19 protein-coding genes are annotated in these 21,737 nt (G+C 65.9%); 7 read left to right on the top strand and 12 right to left on the bottom strand.

Going from position 1 to position 21,737, the window contains the following annotated elements; genetic code table 11:
- Positions 1-13 precede the first annotated feature (13 nt).
- Positions 14-973 (bottom strand): hydroxymethylglutaryl-CoA lyase, encoded by a 960-nt coding sequence (locus tag ACSVDO_RS05710; protein WP_489595283.1) that lies wholly within the window; start codon positions 971-973, stop codon positions 14-16.
- Positions 974-1,081: 108 nt separating this feature from the next.
- On the opposite strand from ACSVDO_RS05710, the gene ACSVDO_RS05705 reads away from it, so the two are divergent.
- The 3 genes from ACSVDO_RS05705 to ACSVDO_RS05695 all read left to right on the top strand — a co-directional run bounded on the left by ACSVDO_RS05705 (position 1,082) and on the right by ACSVDO_RS05695 (position 2,949).
- Complete coding sequence (locus ACSVDO_RS05705) at positions 1,082-2,008, top strand: LysR family transcriptional regulator (RefSeq protein WP_332537830.1); 927 nt, start codon at positions 1,082-1,084, stop codon at positions 2,006-2,008.
- 192 nt (positions 2,009-2,200) lie between these two features.
- Positions 2,201-2,506, top strand: coding sequence for a winged helix-turn-helix transcriptional regulator (locus tag ACSVDO_RS05700; RefSeq protein ID WP_159914011.1), 306 nt, complete (start codon positions 2,201-2,203; stop codon positions 2,504-2,506).
- 89 nt (positions 2,507-2,595) lie between these two features.
- Entirely contained in the window at positions 2,596-2,949 is a 354-nt protein-coding gene (locus ACSVDO_RS05695) for an FKBP-type peptidyl-prolyl cis-trans isomerase (RefSeq protein ID WP_159914009.1), read from the top strand.
- A gap of 60 nt (positions 2,950-3,009) precedes the next feature.
- Here the strand turns inward: ACSVDO_RS05695 and ppsA are convergent, their stop codons facing one another.
- On the bottom strand, positions 3,010-5,403 hold the full coding sequence (gene ppsA / locus ACSVDO_RS05690; RefSeq protein ID WP_332537829.1) for a phosphoenolpyruvate synthase: 2,394 nt from the start codon (positions 5,401-5,403) through the stop codon (positions 3,010-3,012).
- A gap of 205 nt (positions 5,404-5,608) precedes the next feature.
- On the opposite strand from ppsA, the gene ppsR reads away from it, so the two are divergent.
- A complete protein-coding gene (gene ppsR / locus ACSVDO_RS05685; RefSeq protein WP_332537828.1) occupies positions 5,609-6,430 on the top strand; it encodes a posphoenolpyruvate synthetase regulatory kinase/phosphorylase PpsR in 822 nt (273 codons plus the stop codon).
- A 234-nt stretch (positions 6,431-6,664) separates the two neighbouring features.
- Here ppsR and ahpF read toward each other — a convergent pair whose 3' ends face one another.
- A complete protein-coding gene (ahpF, locus tag ACSVDO_RS05680; protein WP_332537815.1) occupies positions 6,665-8,221 on the bottom strand; it encodes an alkyl hydroperoxide reductase subunit F in 1,557 nt (518 codons plus the stop codon).
- 95 nt (positions 8,222-8,316) lie between these two features.
- Entirely contained in the window at positions 8,317-8,880 is a 564-nt protein-coding gene (gene ahpC, locus ACSVDO_RS05675; protein ID WP_175504699.1) for an alkyl hydroperoxide reductase subunit C, read from the bottom strand.
- 263 nt (positions 8,881-9,143) lie between these two features.
- On the opposite strand from ahpC, the gene bfr reads away from it, so the two are divergent.
- A complete protein-coding gene (gene bfr / locus ACSVDO_RS05670) occupies positions 9,144-9,620 on the top strand; it encodes a bacterioferritin (RefSeq protein WP_332549092.1) in 477 nt (158 codons plus the stop codon).
- Between the two features lie 101 nt (positions 9,621-9,721).
- Positions 9,722-9,994: a VF530 family protein gene (locus tag ACSVDO_RS05665; RefSeq protein WP_332537813.1), complete on the top strand. Its 273-nt coding sequence runs from the start codon at positions 9,722-9,724 to the stop codon at positions 9,992-9,994.
- A 144-nt stretch (positions 9,995-10,138) separates the two neighbouring features.
- Here the strand turns inward: ACSVDO_RS05665 and ACSVDO_RS05660 are convergent, their stop codons facing one another.
- From ACSVDO_RS05660 to ACSVDO_RS05650, 3 genes are all read right to left on the bottom strand, one after another.
- Positions 10,139-11,095 carry an alpha-E domain-containing protein gene (locus tag ACSVDO_RS05660; protein ID WP_332537812.1) on the bottom strand — a complete coding sequence of 319 codons (957 nt, stop codon included), beginning with the start codon at positions 11,093-11,095 and terminating at the stop codon, positions 10,139-10,141.
- Positions 11,089-12,570: a circularly permuted type 2 ATP-grasp protein gene (locus tag ACSVDO_RS05655; RefSeq protein ID WP_332537811.1), complete on the bottom strand. Its 1,482-nt coding sequence runs from the start codon at positions 12,568-12,570 to the stop codon at positions 11,089-11,091. The genes ACSVDO_RS05660 and ACSVDO_RS05655 overlap by 7 nt, the downstream gene beginning before the upstream one ends.
- Before the next feature lie 113 nt (positions 12,571-12,683).
- Positions 12,684-15,074, bottom strand: a complete 2,391-nt coding sequence (locus ACSVDO_RS05650) for a DNA internalization-related competence protein ComEC/Rec2 (protein WP_489595282.1) — start codon at positions 15,072-15,074, stop codon at positions 12,684-12,686.
- Positions 15,075-15,281: 207 nt separating this feature from the next.
- Here ACSVDO_RS05650 and ACSVDO_RS05645 point away from each other — a divergent pair, with 207 nt between their 5' ends.
- Entirely contained in the window at positions 15,282-15,740 is a 459-nt protein-coding gene (locus tag ACSVDO_RS05645) for a RidA family protein (RefSeq protein ID WP_489595281.1), read from the top strand.
- A gap of 59 nt (positions 15,741-15,799) precedes the next feature.
- Here ACSVDO_RS05645 and ACSVDO_RS05640 read toward each other — a convergent pair whose 3' ends face one another.
- The 5 genes from ACSVDO_RS05640 to ACSVDO_RS05620 all read right to left on the bottom strand — a co-directional run bounded on the left by ACSVDO_RS05640 (position 15,800) and on the right by ACSVDO_RS05620 (position 21,731).
- Complete coding sequence (locus ACSVDO_RS05640; RefSeq protein WP_332534943.1) at positions 15,800-16,129, bottom strand: type II toxin-antitoxin system RelE/ParE family toxin; 330 nt, start codon at positions 16,127-16,129, stop codon at positions 15,800-15,802.
- On the bottom strand, positions 16,126-16,377 hold the full coding sequence (locus ACSVDO_RS05635; protein ID WP_332534945.1) for a ribbon-helix-helix domain-containing protein: 252 nt from the start codon (positions 16,375-16,377) through the stop codon (positions 16,126-16,128). Before ACSVDO_RS05635 ends, ACSVDO_RS05640 begins: the two co-directional genes overlap by 4 nt.
- Positions 16,378-16,519: 142 nt before the next feature.
- Positions 16,520-18,862 carry a DNA topoisomerase IV subunit A gene (gene parC / locus ACSVDO_RS05630; protein WP_489595280.1) on the bottom strand — a complete coding sequence of 781 codons (2,343 nt, stop codon included), beginning with the start codon at positions 18,860-18,862 and terminating at the stop codon, positions 16,520-16,522.
- A complete protein-coding gene (locus tag ACSVDO_RS05625; protein ID WP_489595279.1) occupies positions 18,859-19,734 on the bottom strand; it encodes a lytic transglycosylase domain-containing protein in 876 nt (291 codons plus the stop codon). Before ACSVDO_RS05625 ends, parC begins: the two co-directional genes overlap by 4 nt.
- Before the next feature lie 14 nt (positions 19,735-19,748).
- Complete coding sequence (locus ACSVDO_RS05620) at positions 19,749-21,731, bottom strand: DNA topoisomerase IV subunit B (RefSeq protein WP_332548080.1); 1,983 nt, start codon at positions 21,729-21,731, stop codon at positions 19,749-19,751.
- Positions 21,732-21,737 lie beyond the last annotated feature (6 nt).

Here is a 21,737-nt window from a genome sequence, read left to right as displayed (position 1 = left end):
ATCCAAAACCGGCTCAGGCAGCCACTGCTGCCGCGCCATTGAGCACCTGTGGCAGACCTGCCTGCCACAGCACACCATGCAGGGTCTCCCCCGGCAACCAGGCCCCGAGTCGCTGGCGCAAAGCCAGCAGGGCCTGGACATCCAATCCCGTGACCACGCCCATGCGCTCGAGCATGAACGCCAGGTCTTCGGTCGTCACATTGCCGCTCGCTCCCGGCGCGTGCGGGCAGCCGCCAATGCCGGCCAGGCAGGCATCGAAGCGCTCGATGCCGGTCTGCCAGGCCGCATAGGCGTTGGCCAGGCCCATGCCGCGCGTATCGTGGAAATGCGCGCAGGCCAGCTTGTCGCCCACCTCGCGGCGCGCGCTTTCAAACAGCCGGCGCACGCTTTCGGGGTCGGCAAAACCCACGGTGTCGGCCAGGCTCACGCGGTCGGCGCCGGCGTCCAGCAGCGCGACCATGAGCCGCAGCACTTCGCCGGCAGCCACCTCGCCCTGCAGCGTACAGCCAAACGCCGTGCCCACGCCGCCTTCGATCAGCGTCGCATGGCCGCCCGCGTCGCGCTCGGCGCGAATGCGCGCGACTTCGGCCACCACTTCGTCGGGCGTCTTGCGCAGGTTCGCCAGGCTGTGCGCATGGCTGGCCGACAGCGGCACGACCAGCAGATCGGCGCCGCATTCGAGCGCGCGCTGCGCGCCCTTGAGGTTGGGCACCAGCACCGAAGCAAACAGGCCGGCCAGCGTCTTCGCATGCGCCAACACCTCGGCCGTATCGGCAAGCTGGGGCAACAGGCGCGCGGGCACGAACGAGCCCACTTCGATCTCGCGCTGGCCTGCGGCGTAGGCGGCATCGATCCAGGCGATCTTGTGCTCCGTCGGCATGGTCGGCGCCAGGCTTTGCAGGCCGTCGCGCAGACCGACTTCACGGATCACCGCATGGCGCGGACCAGAGGCGTAGGAAGCAGTCGTCGGCATGCAGTCTCCAAATCGTTGTTCTAAGGGAATGCGAGGATTCTAGGAATTCCTGGCCGGAACGGATAATCAATTTTGGAACTTCTAGCCTTCCCAAATGGAACACCTCAGATGCGCGACCTGGACCTGACGACCTTGCGGCTGTTCATTGCCGTCTGCGAGCAGCGCAGCATCACCGCCGCGGGCCTGCAGCAGGCCATGGTCGGCTCGGCGATCAGCAAGCGCCTGGCCCAGCTCGAGCACCAGGTGGGCACGCAGCTGCTGGTGCGCAAGCGCCGCGGCGTCGCGCCCACGCCTGCGGGCGAGACCCTGCTCGAGCATGCGCGTGCGCTGCTGGCGCGCAGCGAGCTGATCGCGCGCGACATGGCCGGCTATGCCCAGGGAACGCGCGGCCATGTGCGGCTGCTGGTCACGGCATCCGTCATGGCCGAGTCGCTGGCCGACGACGTGGCGGCCTTTCTCAAGCACCCCGACCATGGCCGCATCCAGGTCAGCCTCGAGGAGCGCGTAAGCCCCGAGGTGGCGCGCGGCGTGCGCGACGGCAGCGCGTCGGTGGGCATCTGCTGGGACGCGGCCGACCTCGAAGGCCTGCAGACGCAGAGCTACCGCGGCGACCATCTGGCGATCTGCGCCCACGCCAGCCACCCCATCGCGACGCGCAGCGAAGTGCATTTCGCCGATGTGCTGGACTACGAATACGTGAGCATGCCCGCGCTCAGCGCCGTGCAGCAGCTGCTCACGCGCACCGCCGCGGTCGAGGGTAAGGTGCTGCAGCACCGCATGCAGGTCTCGCACTTCGACGCCGCGCTGCGCGTGGTGCGCGCCAACCTGGCCATCAGCGTGATGCCCGCCGAAATCGCCCAGCCGTTTGCCCAGGCCTACGGGCTGCGGCTGGTGCCGCTGGCCGACGACTGGGCGCGCCGGCGCTTCGCGATCTGCTTTCGCAGCCAGGACCAGCTGAGTCCGGCGGCGCGGCTGCTGGTCGCGCATCTGCATGCCTGCGGGCCGGCCGCGCAGCCCGCAGACGCAGCGCAATAAGGGCTTGCGCGCCATCGTGGCTTGGCAGCAACAATTGGCTGGATTTTGCGGAATTTTGCGCGTCTGCGCCTGACAGGCGTGGCTTAGAAGCTATTAAACTTGTAGCAAGATAGTTTCCACGCTATAGTGAATCACGACTTGGCGAAGCTGGCCAACGCCTCGCTCAACCCCATCGCGCAAGGAGAAGCGTCCATGAGCCCCAAGGAAAATGTCGCCATCAACCAGCTGTTCGAGCGGCTCGAATGCCGTTACGCACTGCGGGTGCTGTGGGCGCTCCGGGATGGCCATCCCCAGACGTTTCGCCTGCTGCAGGACAGCGTGGGGGGCATCACGCCCAACACGCTCAACACCCGCATCAAGGAGTTGCGCGAATGCGGCTTGCTCGAGCACGGCAGCGATGGCTACATCGTGACGCTGTCGGGCCAGGATCTGCTCAAACGACTCAGCGACGTACAGGCTTTTGCCAACCGCTGGGTCGCGGCGCGCGCCAAGAAGTAAAGTACGGTATGGCGACGCGCGGACTTCGAGTCCGCGGTCATGTGCCCTCTGCGGGCACTTTTCACAGACGCATATTTCAAGGATTTCTCATGGCTTTCACCACCACCGCATCCGGCCTGCAATACGAAGACACCGTTGTGGGCGACGGCGCCGAAGCCAAGCGCGGCGGCAATGTCACGGTGCATTACACCGGCTGGCTTTACAACGAAGGCGTGCAAGGCGCCAAGTTCGATTCGAGCAAGGACCGCAAGGACCCCTTCGTCTTCGCCCTGGGCGCAGGCATGGTCATCAAGGGCTGGGACGAAGGCGTGCAGGGCATGAAGGTTGGCGGCGCACGCACGCTGATCATCCCCGCAGCCCTGGGCTATGGCGCCCGCGGCGCCGGCGGCGTGATTCCCCCGAACGCCACGCTCAAGTTCGACGTGGAACTGCTGGCGGTCTAAGACCTCCTGGCAAATGAAAAAAAGCGGCCCAGGCCGCTTTTTTCATGGGGCAACCGCTTTTCAGCGAGCAGCCAATTGCTGCCAGGTCGCAACCACGCTGTCGGGGTTCAGCGATATCGAGGCAATGCCCTGGTCCGCGAGCCACAGTGCGAAGTCGGGGTGGTCCGAAGGGCCCTGGCCGCAGATGCCCACGTACTTGCCCTTGGCCAGGCAGGCGGCGATCACGCGTTCGAGCAGCTTCTTGACTGCGGGATCGCGCTCGTCGAAGTCGGCGGCCAGCAGTTCCAGGCCGGAATCGCGGTCCAGGCCCAGCGTCAGCTGGGTCAGGTCGTTGGAGCCGATGGAGAAGCCGTCGAAGTGTTCGAGGAACTCGTCGGCCAGGATGGCGTTCGAGGGCACTTCGCACATCATGATCAGCTTGAGACCGTTGTCACCGCGCTTGAGGCCGTTGTCGGCCAGCAGCTGGTTGACGCGCTCGGCCTGGCTCAAGGTGCGCACGAAGGGAATCATGATCTGCACGTTGGTCAGGCCCATGTCCTCGCGCACGCGGCGCAGGGCTTCGCATTCCATCTTGAACGCTTCGCCGAAGTCGGCGCTGATGTAGCGCGCCGCGCCGCGGAAGCCCAGCATCGGGTTCTCTTCCTCGGGCTCGTAGCGGCTGCCGCCGATCAGCTTGCGGTACTCGTTGGACTTGAAGTCCGACATGCGCACGATCACGGGCTTGGGGTAGAACGCCGCGGCAATGGTTGCCACGCCTTCTGCGACCTTGTCGACATAGAAGGCGCGCGGCGAAGCGTGGCCGCGGGCCACGGATTCGACGGCCTTCTTGAGGTCGGCATCGACGGCGGGGTAGTCGAGGATGGCCTTGGGGTGCACGCCGATGTTGTTGTTGATGATGAACTCGACGCGCGCCAGACCCACGCCGTCGTTGGGCAGCTGGGCGAAGTCGAAGGCCAGCTGGGGATTGCCGACGTTCATCATGATCTTGGTCTTGATCTCGGGCATCGCGCCGCGCTGCACTTCGGTGACTTCGGTTTCGATCAGGCCGTCGTAGATCTTGCCGGTGTCGCCTTCGGCGCAGGACACGGTCACCAGCGTGCCGGCCTTGAGCAGGTCGGTGGCATTGCCGCAGCCGACCACGGCCGGAATGCCCAGTTCACGCGCGATGATGGCCGCGTGGCAGGTACGGCCACCGCGGTTGGTGACGATGGCCGAAGCCCGCTTCATCACCGGCTCCCAGTTGGGGTCGGTCATGTCGGTGACCAGCACGTCGCCGGCCTGGACCTGGTCCATCTGCGAGATGTCGCTGACCAGGCGCACGGGACCGGTACCGATCTTCTGGCCGATGGCGCGGCCTTCGGCCAGCACGGCGCCCGTGCCCATGAGCTTGTAGCGCAGTTCGGCCTGGCCCTTGGACTGGCTCTTCACCGTCTCGGGACGTGCCTGCAGGATGTAGATCTGGCCGTCGCTGCCGTCCTTGCCCCACTCGATGTCCATGGGACGGCCGTAGTGGTCCTCGATCACCAGCGCGTAGCGCGCCAGCTGCTCGACGTCGGCGTCGGTCAGCGAGTAGCGGTTGCGCAGCTCGGGAGCGACGTCGGTGGTCTTGACCAGCTTGCCGCTCGCAGCCTTTTCCTCGGGCGAGGCAAACACCATCTGCACCAGCTTGGAGCCGAGGTTGCGGCGGATCAGCGCCTTCTTGCCGGCCTTGAGCATGGGCTTGTGCACATAGAACTCGTCGGGGTTCACGGCGCCCTGCACCACGGTCTCGCCCAGGCCGTAGCTCGAGGTGATGAACACCACGTCTTCAAAGCCCGATTCGGTGTCGATGGTGAACATCACGCCGGCCGCACCGGTGTCCGAGCGCACCATGCGCTGCACGCCGGCCGACAGCGCCACGACGTCGTGCGCAAAGCCCTTGTGCACGCGGTAGGAGATCGCGCGGTCGTTGTACAGCGAGGCAAACACTTCCTTCATCTTGTGCAGCACATCATCGATGCCCACCACGTTGAGGAAGGTTTCCTGCTGGCCGGCAAACGATGCGTCGGGCAGATCTTCGGCCGTGGCCGAGGAACGCACGGCAAACGAGGCCTGGCTGTTGCCCGCGCTCAGCGTGGCAAAGGCTTCGCCAATGGCTTTTTGCAGGTCGGCGGGGAAAGGCTGGTTCTCGACCATGGCGCGGATTTCCGCGCCGACGACGGCCAGCGCGCGCACGTCTTCGATGTCGAGCGTGGCGAGCTTGGCGTTGATGCGGTCGGCCAGGCCTTCGAACGCGAGGAATTCGCGGAATGCGTGCGCCGTGGTCGCAAAGCCCGTGGGGACCTTCACGCCCTCGGGCAGCTGGGAGATCATTTCGCCGAGCGAGGCGTTCTTGCCGCCGACCGACTCGACGTCGCTCATTCTCAGTTTCTCGAACGGAACGACCAGGGCGGTCGCTTCAAACAGTGCAGACATGGGAAAGCTCCAAAGTTAAAAACCGCTGCGATCCGCGCCATCCGGTGGCGCGGGTCTGGTCCATGCTGCACTGCGCAGGCTTTGCTCTTGTGGTTGTGGGCCGCCGATGAGCATGAACGTGAAATTGGGAATAATGGGCGCCATTGTAGGCCCGCGTCCGGTTTCCGCGCGTCCGGCTCGTTATTCACTTCATCCCCAGAGCACCATGCACACGCGCACCGTATTCCTGATCTCCGACGGCACAGGCATCACCGCCGAGACGTTCGGCAAAGCCCTGATGACGCAGTTCGACGTGAGCGCGCGCTTCGTTCGAATTCCTTTTGTCGACACCGTGGACAAGGCGCACCAGACCGTGCGCCAGATCAACCACACTGGCGAAGTGGAAGGCAAGAAGCCCATCGTCTTCACCACGCTGGTCGACATGGAGGTGGTCGATGTGATCCGCGAGAACTGCAAGGGCATGCTGCTCGACATGTTCGGCACCTTCGTCAACCCGCTGGAGCAGGAGCTGGGCCTCAAGTCCCACCACCGCGTGGGGCGTTTTTCCGACATCAGCCAGAGCAAGGAATATCTGGACCGCATGGAGGCCATCAACTTCAGCCTGGCCCATGACGACGGCCAGACCCACCACGACCTCGCGGGCGCCGACGTGATCCTGGTGGGCGTGAGCCGCAGCGGCAAGACCCCGACCAGCCTCTACCTGGCGATGCAGTTCGGCATGAAGGTCGGCAACTACCCGCTGATTCCCGAAGACTTCGACCGGCGCCAGCTGCCGCCCGCGCTGCTGCCGCTGCGCAAGAAGCTGTTCGGCCTGTCCATAGACCCGCAGCGCCTGTCCGACATCCGCAACGAGCGCCGGCCCAACTCGCGTTACGCGAGCCTGGAGAACTGCCGCCACGAAGTCGCCGAAGCCGAAGCCATGATGCGCCGCACGGGCATTCGCTGGCTGTCGAGCACCAACAAGTCGATCGAGGAAATCGCCACCACCATCCTGCAGGATGTGAAGCCCGAACGATTGGGGTACTAGCCCCCACGCTTGCTCGCTTCGCGTAGCCGCTGCCCCCCGAGGGGGCCGTCCGCCGCCTTGGGACGGCCCGGCGGCGGCGGAGCGTGACCTTTTCTGACGCTCTGCTTCGTCTAACGGCGCCCTCCGCTAGCAGCAACGACATGCCGTAAAAACAGCGACAGCGCGCAGGCGCAAAAAAGGACTGCCTGGGCAGTCCTTCTTGCTTCAGTGCCTGGCCGTTCCCGGCCGGGCAGATCAATGGCGGATCAGATGATCGAAGGCCGACAGCGCCGCAGTGGCACCCGCACCCGCGGCGATGATGATCTGCTTGTACGGCACATCGGTGCAGTCGCCGGCGGCAAACACGCCGGGCACATTGGTGTGGCCCTTGGCGTCGATGATGACTTCACCGAAGCGTGTCAGCTCGACCGTGCCCTTGAGCCAGTCGGTGTTGGGCAGCAGGCCGATCTGCACGAAGATGCCTTCGAGCGCCACGTCCTTGACTTCGCCCGTGACCCGGTCCTTGTAGGTCAGACCCGTGACCTTCTTGCCGTCGCCGTTGACCTGCGTGGTCTCGGCGTTGACGATGATGGTCACGTTGGGCAGGCTGCGCAGCTTCTTTTGCAGCACGGCATCGGCGCGCAGTTCGGCGCCGAACTCGAGCAGCGTCACATGCTTGACCAGGCCGGCCAGATCGATCGCGGCTTCCACGCCCGAGTTGCCGCCACCGATCACGGCCACGGGCTTGCCCTTGAACAGCGGGCCGTCGCAATGCGGGCAATAGGTCACGCCCTTGGTGCGGTACTGCTCCTCGCCAGGAACGTTCATGTTGCGCCAGCGCGCGCCCGTCGACAGGATCACGGTCTTCGATTGCAGCGTCGCGCCCGACTCCAGTTCCACGGTGATCAGGCCGCCCTCTTCCTTGGCCGGCACCAGCGCCTTGGCGCGCTGCAGGTTCATGATGTCGACTTCATAGTCGCGCACATGGCGCTCGAGCGCCGCGGCAAACTGCGGGCCTTCGGTCTTCTGCACCGAGATGAAGTTCTCGATGTCCACGGTGTCGAGCACCTGGCCGCCCAGGCGTTCGGCGGCAATGCCGGTGCGAATGCCCTTGCGCGCCGCGTAGACAGCCGCAGCCGCACCGGCCGGGCCACCGCCGACGATCAGCACGTCGAACGCCTCCTTGGCGCTGATCTTCGCGGCTTCGCGCACTGCGGCGCCGCTATCGACCTTGGCGACGATCTCGGCCAGCTCCATGCGGCCCTGGCCGAAGCGCTCGCCGTTGACGAACACCGTGGGCACGCCCATGATTTCGCGCGACTCGACTTCGCTCTGGAACAGTGCGCCGTCGATCGCAGTGTGGGTGATGTTGGGGTTGAGCACGCTCATCAGGTTGAGCGCCTGCACCACATCGGGGCAGTTATGGCACGACAGCGAGTAATAGGTCTCGAAGTTCAGCGGCGTGTCGATGGCGCGGATCTGCTCCAGCAGTTCCGCCGACTCCTTCGAGGGGTGGCCGCCGACCTGCAGCAGCGCCAGCACCAGCGAGGTGAATTCATGGCCCAGCGGCACGCCCGCAAAGCGCAGACCGGTGTCCACGCCGGGATTGGTGATCAGGAACGAAGGCTTGCGCACATCGGCCGCATTGTTCTCCACCACGGTGATCTTGTCGCTCAGCGCGACCAGGTCGGCGAGCAGGGACTTGACTTCGCCAGACGCCTTGCCGTCGTCGAGCGTGGCGACGATTTCAATGGGCTTTTGCACCCGTTCCAGGTATGCCTTGAGTTGGGTCTTGAGGGTGGCGTCGAGCATAATAGTCAAATCCTACTAAAATTTATTATTGATAGCTAAAGTTCAAGTGCTTCAAAAAAAGCCCAGGTCGCCCCGGGCTTTTCAAGGGCAATTGCTTAGATCTTGCCGACCAGATCCAGCGAAGGAGCCAGCGTGGCTTCGCCTTCGTGCCACTTGGCGGGGCAGACTTCACCGGGGTGGGCGGCGACGTACTGGGCAGCCTTGACCTTGCGCAGCAGCTCGGTGGCATCGCGGCCAATGCCTTCGGCGGTGATTTCCACGGCCTGGATCACGCCCTGTGGGTCGATGATGAAAGTGCCGCGGTTGGCCAGGCCCTGGTCAGCGCGCAGGATTTCGAAATTGTTCGAGATCGCCATGGTCGGGTCGCCGATCATGGTGTACTGGATCTTGGCGATGGTTTCCGATGCATCGTGCCAGGCCTTGTGCACGAAGTGGGTGTCGGTGGACACGGAGAAGATCTCCACGCCCATCTTCTGGAATTCTGCGTAGTGGTCAGCAACGTCGCCCAGCTCGGTGGGGCAGACGAAAGTGAAGTCGGCGGGGTAGAAAACGAACACCGCCCACTTGCCCAGCACGTCCTTTTCAGTGATGTCGATGAACTTGCCGGCCTTGAATGCGCTGGCCTTGAAAGGTTTGATTTCGGTATTGATGACGGACATGGTTGCTTCCTTTAAGTGATGCGACTGAACACAGGTATGAAGTTTAGAGCTTTCACAGGATATATCCAATCAATTGACTTTATTATGTTAATTTAATTTGACTATCGAATACCGCAATTCATAGCCCGTGCAGACTATCGCTTTACAACGAGAACGCGAGTCATCATCAAACGCAGACAGACCGAATTTGCAGGGGCAAGCCATTACAACCACGTTGCGAACAGCGACAATCAAGGTATTCACATAAAGCGAAGGAGTTCCCCATGAAAGGCGATTTACAAGCCATTGCCCACCTGCAGGCACAGCTGAAGAATGAGCTCACGGCCATCAATCAGTACTTCCTGCACTACCGCATGTACAAGCACTGGGGCTTCGACAAGCTGGCCAAGAAGGAATATGCAGAGTCGATAGGCGAAATGAAGCACGCCGACTGGCTCATGGACCGCATCTTCACGCTGGACGGCCTGCCCAACCTGCAGGATCTGGGCAAGCTGCAGATCGGTGAAGACGTGCCTGAATGCCTGGCCTGCGACCTGCGCCTGGAGCTGGGCGCGCAGCAGACCATCAAGGACGGCATTGCCCACTGCGAGTCCGTGCGCGACTACGTCTCGCGCGACCTGCTGCAGAAGATCCTCGACGACACCGAAGAGCACATCGACTTCCTCGAGACCCAGATCGACCTGATCGACAAGGTCGGCCTGCAGAACTATCTGCAATCGCAGATGGGTGAGCTGGAATAAGACTTCCACGAGACAGATTGAAAGCGGGCCTGGCCCGCTTTTTTTGCGCCGGCTTGTCCCTGAATGCCACGCAGCGCGCCAATCTCGCTATGCTCGCGCCCATGCAGAATCCGCCCGAGACGCCTCCCGCTCCCCCCAAGCAAGCCAACAACCCCTTGCACGGCATGACGCTGGCCGCCATTGTCGAAGCCTTGCACGCCCACTACGGCTGGGAAGAGCTGGCGCGGCTGGTGCCCATACGCTGCTTCCAGAGCCAGCCCAGCGTCAATTCGAGCCTCAAGTTCCTGCGCCAGACACCCTGGGCGCGCGAGAAGGTCGAGAGCCTGTATCTGTTCATGCTGCGCGAGCAGCGCAGGACAGGCGGCAAGCGCTGAGGCAAGAATCCCCAGGAACCGCTGAGGCGGATGTGGCGCCATTCACCCTGCTCTCTTGAGCCGGGCGTTCATCCTTCGACAAGCTCAGGACGAACGGGGGACGCAACGTCGCCCTGAGCCAAAGCGGCTCAGGGCGGCCTTGGTTCAACTCGGCACCAGAAAATCCCGGCTGATGTCCGCGCCCAGCGCGTTGACGCGCTCGAGGAACTGCGTGAGATAGGCATGCAGCCCGGTGGCGAGGATTTCATCGATGCGCGCATAGCGCAGGTCGGCCAGCAGCCGCCCGGCCTTGCGCTGGGTTTCGCCCGATTGCTCGTTCGCCACCAGCGCCAGGTTATCGACCACCTCCTGCAGGCAGGCCAGCAGTGAGCGCGGCATGTCGGCGCGCAGCATCAGCAGTTCGGCCACGCGCTCGGGCGTGATGACATCGCGGTAGACCTTGCGGTAGACCTCGAAGGCCGAGACGCTGCGCAGCAGCGCGCTCCAGTGGTAGAAGTCGAACTGCACCACGCCATTGCCGCGCACGCTGCCGTGGTAGTCGCGCTCGATGGCGTGGAACTTCACGTCGAGCAGGCGCGCCGTGTTGTCGGCGCGCTCGAGGAACGTACCCAGGCGCAGGAAGCGATAGGCCTCGTCCTTGAGCATGGTGCCTTGCGTCACGCCGCGCGACAGGTGCGAGCGGTCCTTGACCCATTCGAAGAACTGCGCGGGATCGCGCTCGAACGCGCCCTGGTCCAGTTGCTTGCCCACTTCGAGCCAGGTCTGGTTGTGCGTTTCCCAGACTTCGGTAGTCAGGGCGCCGCGCACCGCGCGCGCGTTCTCGCGCGCCGCGCGCAGGCAGGAGATGATGGACGCGCTGTTGCTTTCGTCCTGCACCAGGAAATGCAGCACCTTGTCGCGCGCGACTTCCGCATGCAGTTCCTGATAGGCGGGCACCAGCTCGCTGATCGACAGCACCCCCTGCCAGGCCTTGCGCGCCTGGCCCGGCGCCTGCGGCAGCATCGAGGTGTCGTAGGCCACGCTCAGCAGGCGCGCGGTGTTTTCGGCGCGCTCGACATAGCGCGACATCCAGAACAAATGGTCGGCGGTACGGCTCAGCATGCAACACTCCCTTCGAGGCCGGCGTCGTCCGCGCCTTCGAGCACCCAGGTGTCCTTGGTGCCTCCGCCCTGTGATGAATTGACCACCAGCGAGCCTTCCTTCAAGGCCACGCGCGTCAGGCCCCCGGCCACCATCTTCACGGTCTTTCCGCTGAGCACGAACGGCCGCAGATCGATGTGGCGCGGCGCAATGCCGCTTTCGACATAGGTCGGGCAGCTCGACAGGCTCAGCGTCGGCTGGGCGATATAGCCCGCGGGGTTGGCCAGCAGCGCGCGGCGGAAATCCTCGATCTCGGCGCGCGTCGCGGCCGGGCCGATCAGCATGCCGTAGCCGCCCGCGCCGTGCACTTCCTTGACCACCAGCTCGTGCAGGTGGTCCAGCACATAGGCCAGGTCGTCGCTCTTGCGGCACATCCAGGTCGGCACGTTCGACAGCAGCGGCTGTTCGCCCAGGTAGAAGCGGATCATGTCGGGCACATAGGGGTAGACCGACTTGTCGTCGGCCACGCCCGTGCCGACCGCATTGCAGATCGCCACGTTGCCCGCGCGGTAGGCGCGCATCAGGCCGGGGCAGCCCAGCGTGGAGCTTTCGCGGAACACTTCGGGGTCGAGGAAGTCGTCGTCCAGGCGCCGGTAGATCACATCGACGCGGCGCAGGCCGCGCGTGGTGCGCATGAACACGGTGTCGTGCTCGACCACCAGGTCCTGGCCTTCGACCAGCTCCACGCCCATCTGCTGGGCCAGGAAGGCATGCTCGAAATAGGCGCTGTTGTGCATGCCCGGCGTGAGCACCACCACCGTGGGTTCGGGCGCGCTCGCGGGCGCGACGGCGCGCAGCGTGTCGAGCAGCAGATCGGGGTAATGCGCGACCGGTGCCACCGAATGCTGGGCGAACAGTTCGGGAAACAGGCGCATCATCATGCGGCGGTTTTCCAGCATGTACGACACGCCCGAAGGCACGCGCAGGTTGTCCTCGAGCACAAAGTACTCGCCCACGCCGTCGGCATTCGCGGCGCGCACGATGTCTATGCCCGCGATCTGCGCATAGATGTCATTGGGCACATTCACGCCCACCATCTCGGGACGGTACTGCGCGTTCTGCAGCACCAGATCGGTGGGGACGATGCCCGCGCGCAGGATCTCCTGGTCATGGTAGACATCGTGGATGAAGCGGTTGAGCGCCGTCGCGCGCTGCACCAGGCCGCGCTGCATGTGCGACCACTCCTGCGCGGGAATGATGCGCGGTATCAGGTCGAAAGGAATCAGCCGCTCCCGGCCGGCTCCGCCCTCGTCCTTTGCGCCGTAAACGGCGAACGTGATGCCGACCCGGCGGAAAATCATTTCCGCCTCGGCGCGGCGCGCCTCCATGGCCGCCCCCGGCTGGCGTGCAAGCCATTGGCGGTAGTCCTTGTAATGCGGTCGAACATCACTGCCCTCAAAGGGCGTGGTTGCATACATTTCGTCGAATCTTTGCATCAGCGGAGCCTCCTGCAGCTCATCCAAGCAAACTTCGGGCCCGATACGGCTGCGCGCTTGCCTGGCGCTTCAGTGTACCCAGCGCGCCAGAGGATTGTTACGCTCGTTGCATGTCAATTGACGGCGATAGGCTGCGCCTGCCAATAACGCGGCTTTGACCTACGTTCGCAGGCCATGTGCCGCGGCCGCGCGGAAGTCCACTGCGCCGCGCCGCAGCCTGCACTGGTCACCACCTCCACACCCTGCGCACGGTAGCGCTGCACCACGGGCGCGGCCGGATGACCGTAGCGGTTGCGGTAGCCGGCCTGCACCAGCGCATGGCGCGGCGCGACGGCGGCAATCCACTCGGCGCTCGACGAAGTCTTGCTGCCATGGTGCGGCACCAGCAGCCAGTCGGCGCGCAGTGGCAGGCCCTCGGCCAGCAGCGCGGCCTCCTGCGCGCGTTCGATATCGCCCGCGAGCAGGGCTGTGGTGCCGTTGGCGGCAACGATGCGCAGCACGCAGCTTTGCGTATTGGGCGCCGCGTCGTGCGACGATGCGATCGACAGGGGATGCAGCACCTCGAACGCCACGCCATCCCATTGCCAGCGCTGGCCGGCCACACAGGCCGTGGCCGAACGCTGCATGGATGCCGGCCACTGCGGGTCTACAGCGCCGCGCAGCATGGCCTGGGGCTGGGCGCGCAAGACCGCGCCGGCGCCGCCAATATGGTCGTTGTCGCCGTGGCTCAGCATCAGCACATCAAGGCGCTCGCCGAGCGCATGCAGCAGCGGCACCAGCACGCGCCGACCGGCGTCGCTGTCCGGGCCGTGGCGCGGGCCGGTGTCGTAGAGCAGGCTGTGCCCATGCGTGCGCACCAGCACCGCATTGCCCTGGCCCACATCGGCGGCCAGCAGCGTGAAGCTGCCGGGCGCGGGCCGCGCCGGCTGCCACCACAGCGCCGGCAGCAGCAGCGGCAGGCCCATGAGCCGTAGCGTCCAGGGCAGGCGCAGGACCAGCCAGATGCCGCCGGCGACCGCCGCCAGCGCGGCCCAGGCCGGCGCCGCGGGCGGAAACCACTGCGCCGCAGGCCATTGCGCCAGCCAGGACAGCAGCGCGATCAGCGGCTGCACGCACAGCGCGGCCAGCTGCCACAGCGGCGGCCAGCACATGCCCAGCAAGGCCAGTGGCGTGACCACCAGCGTGACCCAGGGAATGGCCAGCAGGTTGGCCACGATCCCGACCAGAGAGACCTGGCCGAACAGCAGCACGCCCAGCGGCGTGAGCGCCAGCGTGACCACGGCCTGGGTGCGCAGCAGCGCCAGAGCCCGGGCGCGCAGGCCCTGCGCCACGCCTTCGTCGCGCGCCGACGCGGCAAACAGCACACCGACGGCGACAAAGCTCAGCCAGAAGCCCGGCTGCCACAGCGCCCAGGGATAGCCCAGCACCACGGTCGCGAGCGCGAGCAGCCAGATCTGGTGCCAGGGCCAGCGTATCCCTGCAAGGCGCAGGACCGCAACCACGGTCAGCATCGCCACGGTGCGCTGCGCAGGCAGGCCCCAGCCGCTGAGCAGTGCATAGGCCAGCGCCAGCAGCACGCCGCCGACCAGCGCCGCCGTGGGCGCAGGCAGCCACAGGCAGCAGCGCGCCGAGCAGCGCCAGGCCCGTGCCAACAACGCCGCCGCCAGCCAGGCAAACAGCGTGATGTGCAGGCCCGAAATGCTCATCAGATGCGCTACGCCGGTGGCGCGAAACAGCTCCCAGTCGTCGGCGGCAATTGCGTTCTGATCGCCCACCACCAGCGCCGCGACCACGCCGCGCGCGCGCTGCCATGCCGGCTGCGCATCCTGCGGCGCGACGATGGCATCGCGCAGCTGCTGGCGCAGCCGCGCGACCGGATGGCGCCCGGTCTGCGCCAGTCGCTGCGGTCTGGCCTGGGCCCGGCCCAGGCGCACATAGCCCGTGGCCTGCACGCCCTGCTCCCAGAGCCACAGTTCCTGGTCAAAGCCATGGGGATTGCGCAGGCCGTGCGGGGCCTTGAGGCGCGCGCTCAACTCCCAGCGCTCACCGGGCTTGAGCGGGGCCTGTGCGATGGCGCTATCACCTGCGCGCGCGCCCGGCCAGCTCAGCTCGACCAGCGGCGGCACCACCACCGGCCGACCCGGCCGCGCCTCTTTCTTTCCCGCCCGCTGGGCATGCTCCACTGCAAAGCGAAAGCGCGTGCCCCAGGGCGCGGGCTCGGGCATGGCGGCGATGATTCCGGTGAGGCGCAGGTCCTGGCCTTCGAGTGCGATGTCCAGCGCCTGCGCCTGGAAGGCGAGCGCGCGCGCGCCGCAGCCCGCGCCCATCGCAAGGCCGGCGGCCAGCGCGCACAGCAGCCAGACGACGCTGCGGTGCGCGCGGCGCTGGGCGATCCAGACTGCGGCGCCCAGCGCCAGCGCCGCAAGCAACAGGCCCGCATAGCTCTCGGCACGCCACAGCGCGGGCTGGGTGACCTGCCAGGCCGCGCCCGCGACCAGACCCACGAGCGCCGCCTGAAAGCCAGACCAGGGTCGCAGCGGCCGGAAGACGGCCGCTGGAGTCGGCGGGGAAGGAAGCGCGCAGCGCATGGCGCAGATGCTAGCCAGCGCCATCCGGCAATGCCAACGCTGTCCCTGCGGCCAGCATTGGCTATGCCTATGTCACACTCACGCAGACCCCTTTTCCCTGATTTTTTGCCAAAGGAAACCGTGATGAGCGTTTACAACAAGCTGAACGAACTGCAGATCGAACTGCCCGCGCTGGCCGTGCCCGCCGCCGCCTACCTGCCCTATGTGCAGACCGGCGCGCTGGTGTTCCTCAGCGGCCATATCGCCAAGAAGGACGGCAAGGTCTGGGCCGGCCAGCTGGGCCGCGACATCAGCACCGAAGAAGGCAAGGCGGCGGCGCGCGCGGTGGCGATCGACCTGCTGGGCACGCTGCAGCATGCGGCCGGCGGCGACCTCAACCGCGTGCAGCGCATCGTCAAGGTGATGAGCCTGGTCAATTCGACCGGCGACTTCACCGAGCAGCACCTGGTGACCAACGGCTGCAGCGAACTGCTGGGCGAAGTCTTCGGCACCAAGGGTCAGCATGCACGCAGCGCATTCGGCGTGGCGCAGATTCCCATGGGAGCCTGCGTGGAAATCGAGTTGATCGCTGAACTGGGCTGAGCACACCCTGCATGCAGGCGCGGCGTGCACTGCTGCGCCGGCCTCCAGCCTGATGCTGCTCAAAGCAGCTGGGCTGGCTGCATCGACGCCGGAATATCGCGCTGCCCATGGAGTACGCGCCAGACATCAATATGGTCAGGGCGCTCGAGATAGAACACAAGATGCGGGTAGCGGCTCAAAGGCCAGGCACGCAGACCCGGCAACTGAAGCTCATAAGCCCAATGCGGTGAGCCCGTTCCCGGGTGCTGGGCGATATGCACATAGGCCTGCTCCAATGCGTCGATGAATCCCAGGGCAGCGCTCGGCGCATGCTCGCCCAAGTAATAGGCGATGGCTTCTTCAACGTCCCGGTTGGCCTGCTCGCGCGGCACCACCGGCTTGGCGCTCATTTCGGAGCGCCTCCCTTGGCGTTCCGAAGCACGCGGTCGCGCAGTCCCGAGAAATACGTGCCGTCGGCGATTGCCGCAGGCGGGGAGGCAGCGCCTGCAAGCAGCAGCCCGCGCAGTTGCAGGCGATCCTGGTCCTTGCGGATCAACTCACGCACATACTCGCTGCTGGTGCCATAACCACGCTGGCTGACCTGATCGTCGACAAACGACTTGAGACTTTCAGGCAGGGAAATGTTCATCGTGCTCATGCAGACAAGCTTAGACACGTTGGCAAAATTTGGCAAGATTTGCAAAAAACGGACGTCTTTCCTGCATGGACGAAACCCCGCCAGAGGCGGGGTTTCAGTGAAGGGCTGCGCTTACGGCCTCAGCCTAGCGTGGCGAGCGACGTCATTCCACGCGCGTGATGCGCGCCGGCTTGAAGCCCAGGTCGGCCGCCTTGCCCTTGGCGCCGCGCTTGCCGCGGGCGTTGTTGAGGCTGCGGATCTCCAGCGTCTCGTCGCGTGCCTTGCCGCCGCGGCCCGTGCCTTCGAGACGTATGCTGCGCGTATAGGCGGCTGCGCCCGCCAGTTGGTCGCCGGCTTCGAGCGCCAGCAGCATCAGGCCGCGCGCGGCGCTGGTCATGGTCTTGAGCTCACCGATCTCGAACGTCAGGATGCGGCCGCCGACCGAGCCCACGGCGACATGGGTCGCGGCGGGCACGACGACGCTGCCCGAGCCGCCGCTCACCAGCGACGGCGCGCACAGCGTCTCGCCTTCGGCCAGATTGACGAAGGCCTTGCCGCTCTTGTTGCGCGAGACCAGGCTTTCGACATTCGCCAGGAAGCCGTAGCCTCCCGAGGAAGCCAGCAGCAGGCAAGCCTGGGCCGGGCCCGCGAAGTAGTACTGCAGCTGCGTGCCGCTTTCGAGTTCGACCAGCGTGGTCACGGGCTGGCCGTCGCCGCGCCCGCCGGGCAATTGCGCCACCGGAACCGAATAGACCCGGCCGTTGCTGCCGAACGCCAGCAACTGGTCGACGGTGCGGCACTCGAACGTACCGTAGAGCGCGTCGCCTGCCTTGAAGCTGAAGCTCGCGGCTTCATGGCCATGGCCCTGGCGCGCGCGCACCCAGCCTTTTTCCGAGACCACCACGGTGACGGGTTCGTCGGCGACCTTGACTTCGGCCGTGGCCTTCTTCTCTTCCTGGATCAGCGTGCGGCGCGCGTCGGCGAACTGCTTGGCGTCGGCCTCGATCTCCTTGATCATCAGCCGGCGCAGCGTCGCCGGATTGCCCAGGATGTCTTCGAGCTTGCCCTGGCTTTCGCGCAGCGCGGCGAGCTCCTGCTCGATCTTGATGGCTTCGAGCCGCGCGAGCTGGCGCAGGCGGATTTCAAGAATGTCCTCGGCCTGGCGCTCCGACAGCGCGAAGCGCTCGATCAGCGCGGCCTTGGGTTCGTCGCTCTCGCGGATGATGGCAATCACTTCGTCGATGTTGAGCAGCACGATCTGCCGCCCTTCGAGGATGTGGGCGCGGTCCAGCACCTTGGCCAGGCGGTGCTGCGAGCGCCGCGTGATCGTGGCCTGGCGGAACTCTATCCACTCCTGCAGCATCTGCAGCAGCGACTTCTGCACGGGCCGGCCGTCCAGACCAATCATCGTCAGGTTGATCGAGCTCGAGGTTTCGAGGCTGGTGTGCGCCAGCAGCATGTGCGACAGATCGGACTGGCGCACCTTGCCGCTCTTGGGCTCGATGACGATGCGCACCGGCGCATCCTTGCTCGACTCGTCGCGCACGCCGTCGAGCACGGCCAGCAGGTTGACCTTGAGCAGCTGCTGGTCCTGGGTCAGTGCCTTCTTACCGGTCTTGATCTTGGGGTTGGACAGCTCCTCGATCTCCTCGAGCACCTTCTGCGTCGAAACGCCGGGCGGCAGCTCGGTGACCACCATCTGCCACTGGCCACGCGCCAGTTCCTCGATCTTCCAGCGCGCGCGCACCTTGAGGCTGCCGCGGCCCGTGCGATAGGCATCGGCGATGTCGGACGGGCTGCTGATGATCTGGCCGCCACCGGGATAGTCGGGGCCGGGAATGTGCAGGGCCAGATCGGCCGCGCTCATCAGCGGCTTCTTGATCAGCGCCACGCAGGCGTCGGCGATCTCGCGCAGGTTATGGCTGGGTATCTCGGTCGCCAGACCGACGGCAATGCCGCTGGCGCCGTTGAGCAGGCTGAACGGCAGGCGCGCGGGCAGCTGGCGCGGCTCCTGCGTGGAGCCGTCGTAGTTGGGCACGAAGTCGACCGTGCCCTCGTCGATCTCGTCGAGCAGCAGGCCGGTGATCTTGGACAGTCGCGCTTCGGTGTAGCGCATGGCCGCCGCGCCGTCGCCGTCGCGGCTGCCGAAGTTGCCCTGGCCGTCGACCAGCGGATAGCGCTGGGCGAAGTCCTGGGCCATGCGCACCAGCGCGTCATAGGCCGACTGGTCGCCATGCGGGTGAAAGCGCCCCAGCACATCACCGACCACGCGCGCGCTCTTGACCGGCCGCGGCGCGGTATTGCCCGAGTAGCTCAGGCCCATGCGGTCCATCGCATAGAGGATGCGCCGCTGCACGGGTTTCAGGCCGTCGCAGACATCGGGCAGGGCCCGGCCCTTGACGACCGACAGTGCATATTCGAGGTAGGCGCGCTGCGCATAGGTTCCGAGGTCCAGCGCATCGCCATTGGCGGGCGCAGCCAGATCTAAAGTGTCTTGATCGCTCATTGTTCTCGTTTCTCGTCAATAGACTCCCGCGCGCTGCCCGCAGGCAGCGTCATGCGGATGCGTGAAGAAGGTGTGGCCGGCATACCGGTGGCCGGCATACCGGCGGCCGGCGTACCGGCGGCCGGCGTACCGTCAGCCGGCGCCAGCGGCTGGAGCTGGCGGTACAGCGCCAGCACGGTCTTCACATAGTTTTGGGTTTCCTTGAACGGCGGAATCTTCTGTCCCGCACGGCGCACCGCGCCTTCGCCCGCGTTGTAGGCCGCGAGGGCCAGGTCGAGCCGGCCGTCGAACAGGTCCAGCAGATGGCGCAGGTAGCGCGCGCCCGCGGGCACGTTCACGGCCGGATCATGCAGCTGCTGGGCCAGCGTGCGGCTGCCCGCGGCGGCGACGCCGAAGCGCTCCGCCGTCGCCGGCATCAGCTGCATCAGGCCCAGCGCGCCCTTGGCCGAGACCGCATGCGCGTCGAAGCCCGACTCGGTCGCGATCACCGCCTTGAGCAGCGCATAGTCGATGCCGCTGCGCTCGGCCGCGCGCCTGAGGTGCGGACGCACGCTCTTATAGGCCGGCAGTATGTCGAAATACGACTGCACGCGCGCCCTGGCCGCCAGCGTCGCGCCCGGATTCTCATCCGCGGCGCCGGCCTGCGCGCCGATATCGCGCTGCGAATCGAAGCTCGCCCCGCGAAAGAACAGCTCGTAGCGCTCATCGAGCTGCTCGGCCGCGAAATGCGTGATGCCGCGCGCATCGACAAACGCCCACAGATCGGCGCGCGCTGCGCCCGCGACCAGCGCCAGGCACAGCAGGCCACCCGCCAGCAGGCGTTGGCCGAGGCTGTGGTCCAGCGCAGGCAGTGAGCGGGCGATGCCGGGCATGGCTCAGGCGTTCTTCAGATGTCGACTTCCACGGCGTCGCCGTGCAGTTCCATCAGCTCGCGCCTGGCCGCGGCCTCGCCCTTGCCCATGAGCTTGGTGATCACGCCTTCGGAGGCCGCGAAGTCCATGTTCAGCAGCTGCACCGGCAACAGACGGCGCGTGTCGGGGTTGAGCGTGGTGTCCCAGAGCTGCTCGGCGTTCATTTCGCCCAGACCCTTGAAGCGGCTGACCTGGCACTTCTCGCGCGGCACGCCGTCCTTGGCGCACTTCTCGAAAATGGCGGCCAGCTCGCTCTCGTCGAGCGCGTAGACCTTGGCCGCGGGCTTCTTGCCGCGCGCGGGCACGTCGACACGGAACAGCGGCGGCAGCGCCACGTGGATGTGGCCGGCTTCGACCAGCTTGGGAAAGTGGCGGAAGAACAGCGTCAGCAGCAGCACCTGGATGTGCGAGCCGTCGACGTCGGCGTCCGAAAGAATGCAGACCTTGCCGTAGCGCAGGCCCGACAGATCGGGAGAGTCGTTGGGGCCGTGCGGATCGACGCCGATCGCCACTGAAATATCGTGGATTTCGTTGTTCGCGAACAGCCGGTCGCGGTCGACTTCCCAGGTGTTGAGCACCTTGCCGCGCAGCGGCAGCACCGCCTGGGTTTCCTTGTCGCGGCCCATCTTGGCGCTGCCGCCCGCGGAGTCGCCCTCGACCAGGAAGACTTCGTTGTGCAGCAGGTCGCGGCTTTCGCAGTCGGTGAGCTTTCCGGGCAGCACGGCAACGCCCGAGCCCTTGCGCTTCTCGACCTTCTGGCCGGCCTTCTGGCGGCTTTGCGCGGCCTTGATCGCGAGTTCGGCGAGCTTCTTGCCCCACTCGACATGCTGGTTGAGCCACAGCTCGAGCGCCGGGCGCACAAAGCCCGAGACCAGGCGCACGGCGTCGCGCGAGTTCAAGCGCTCCTTGATCTGGCCCTGGAACTGGGGATCGAGCACCTTGGCGTTGAGCACATAGCTGGCGCGCGCGAACACGTCGTCGGGCATCAGCTTGACGCCCTTGGGCAGCAGCGAGTGCAGGTCGATGAAGCTTTTCACCGCCTGGAACAGGCCGTCGCGCAGGCCGCTTTCGTGCGTGCCGCCGGCCGTGGTGGGAATCAGGTTGACATAGCTTTCGCGCACCGGCGCGCCGTCTTCGGTGAACGCCACGCACCAGGCCGCGCCTTCGCCTTCGGCAAAGCTGTCGTGGTGGCGGTCGGCAAAGCCCTCGCCTTCGAACAGCGGAATCGCGGGCTCGCCGTGCAGGTTCTGCTGCAGGTAGTCGCGCAGGCCGCCCTTGTACTGCCAGGTCTGGGTGTCGCGCGTCTTCTCGTTGACCAGCGTCACCGTGACGCCGGGCATCAGCACGGCCTTGCTGCGCAGCAGGTGGACCAGCTCGCCCATGGGCAGCTGGGCGGTCTCGAAATACTTGGCGTCGGGCCAGACGCGCACCGTGGTGCCGCGCTTGCGCTCGCCGCTGGCCAGCGGCACGGTCTGCAGCGGCTCGATCACGTCGCCCGCGGAAAACACCAGGCGCGCGCTGTGGCCGTCGCGAAAGCTCGTGACTTCCATGCGCGTGGACAGCGCATTGGTCACCGAGACGCCGACACCGTGCAGGCCGCCGGAAAAGCTGTAGGCGCCGCCCTGGCCCTTGTCGAACTTGCCGCCCGCGTGAAGGCGGGTGAACACCAGTTCGATCACCGGGGCGTTTTCTTCGGGATGCAGGCCGTAGGGAATGCCGCGACCGTCGTCCTCCACGCTGACCGAATGGTCCGCATGCAGGATGACCTTGATTTTCTTGCCGTAACCGGCCAAGGCTTCGTCGGCCGCGTTGTCCACCACTTCCTGCAGGATGTGCAGTGGGTTGTCGGTACGCGTGTACATGCCCGGCCGCTGCTTGACGGGCTCTAGGCCCTTGAGCACGCGGATAGAGCCTTCGGAGTAAGCGCTCGTGGAGGAGGATGAAGGTTTAGCTGCCATGGGCTG

The organism is Comamonas sp. DB36, assembly GCF_057914905.1.
The sequence above is the reverse complement of the archived record's forward strand: the minus strand, read 5'-3'. Positions and strand labels throughout refer to the sequence as shown.

Excerpts from the sequence above, each read along its gene's own strand:
- ACSVDO_RS05635 (WP_332534945.1), bottom strand. The coding sequence starts at position 16,377 with ATGAGCACGATGAACATTTCCCTGCCTGAAAGTCTCAAGTCGTTTGTC.
- ACSVDO_RS05625 (WP_489595279.1), bottom strand. The coding sequence starts at position 19,734 with ATGCCCGGCATCGCCCGCTCACTGCCTGCGCTGGACCACAGCCTCGGC.
- ACSVDO_RS05660 (WP_332537812.1), bottom strand. The coding sequence starts at position 11,095 with ATGCTGAGCCGTACCGCCGACCATTTGTTCTGGATGTCGCGCTATGTC.
- ahpC (WP_175504699.1), bottom strand. The coding sequence starts at position 8,880 with ATGTCCGTCATCAATACCGAAATCAAACCTTTCAAGGCCAGCGCATTC.
- ACSVDO_RS05620 (WP_332548080.1), bottom strand. The coding sequence starts at position 21,731 with ATGGCAGCTAAACCTTCATCCTCCTCCACGAGCGCTTACTCCGAAGGC.
- ppsR (WP_332537828.1), top strand. The coding sequence starts at position 5,609 with ATGCACACGCGCACCGTATTCCTGATCTCCGACGGCACAGGCATCACC.
- ACSVDO_RS05710 (WP_489595283.1), bottom strand. The coding sequence starts at position 973 with ATGCCGACGACTGCTTCCTACGCCTCTGGTCCGCGCCATGCGGTGATC.
- ACSVDO_RS05655 (WP_332537811.1), bottom strand. The coding sequence starts at position 12,570 with ATGCAAAGATTCGACGAAATGTATGCAACCACGCCCTTTGAGGGCAGT.
- ACSVDO_RS05640 (WP_332534943.1), bottom strand. The coding sequence starts at position 16,129 with ATGAGCGCCAAGCCGGTGGTGCCGCGCGAGCAGGCCAACCGGGACGTT.
- ACSVDO_RS05695 (WP_159914009.1), top strand. The coding sequence starts at position 2,596 with ATGGCTTTCACCACCACCGCATCCGGCCTGCAATACGAAGACACCGTT.
- ACSVDO_RS05645 (WP_489595281.1), top strand. The coding sequence starts at position 15,282 with ATGAGCGTTTACAACAAGCTGAACGAACTGCAGATCGAACTGCCCGCG.
- ACSVDO_RS05705 (WP_332537830.1), top strand. The coding sequence starts at position 1,082 with ATGCGCGACCTGGACCTGACGACCTTGCGGCTGTTCATTGCCGTCTGC.
- ACSVDO_RS05665 (WP_332537813.1), top strand. The coding sequence starts at position 9,722 with ATGCAGAATCCGCCCGAGACGCCTCCCGCTCCCCCCAAGCAAGCCAAC.
- ahpF (WP_332537815.1), bottom strand. The coding sequence starts at position 8,221 with ATGCTCGACGCCACCCTCAAGACCCAACTCAAGGCATACCTGGAACGG.
- ACSVDO_RS05700 (WP_159914011.1), top strand. The coding sequence starts at position 2,201 with ATGAGCCCCAAGGAAAATGTCGCCATCAACCAGCTGTTCGAGCGGCTC.
- ppsA (WP_332537829.1), bottom strand. The coding sequence starts at position 5,403 with ATGTCTGCACTGTTTGAAGCGACCGCCCTGGTCGTTCCGTTCGAGAAA.
- bfr (WP_332549092.1), top strand. The coding sequence starts at position 9,144 with ATGAAAGGCGATTTACAAGCCATTGCCCACCTGCAGGCACAGCTGAAG.
- parC (WP_489595280.1), bottom strand. The coding sequence starts at position 18,862 with ATGAGCGATCAAGACACTTTAGATCTGGCTGCGCCCGCCAATGGCGAT.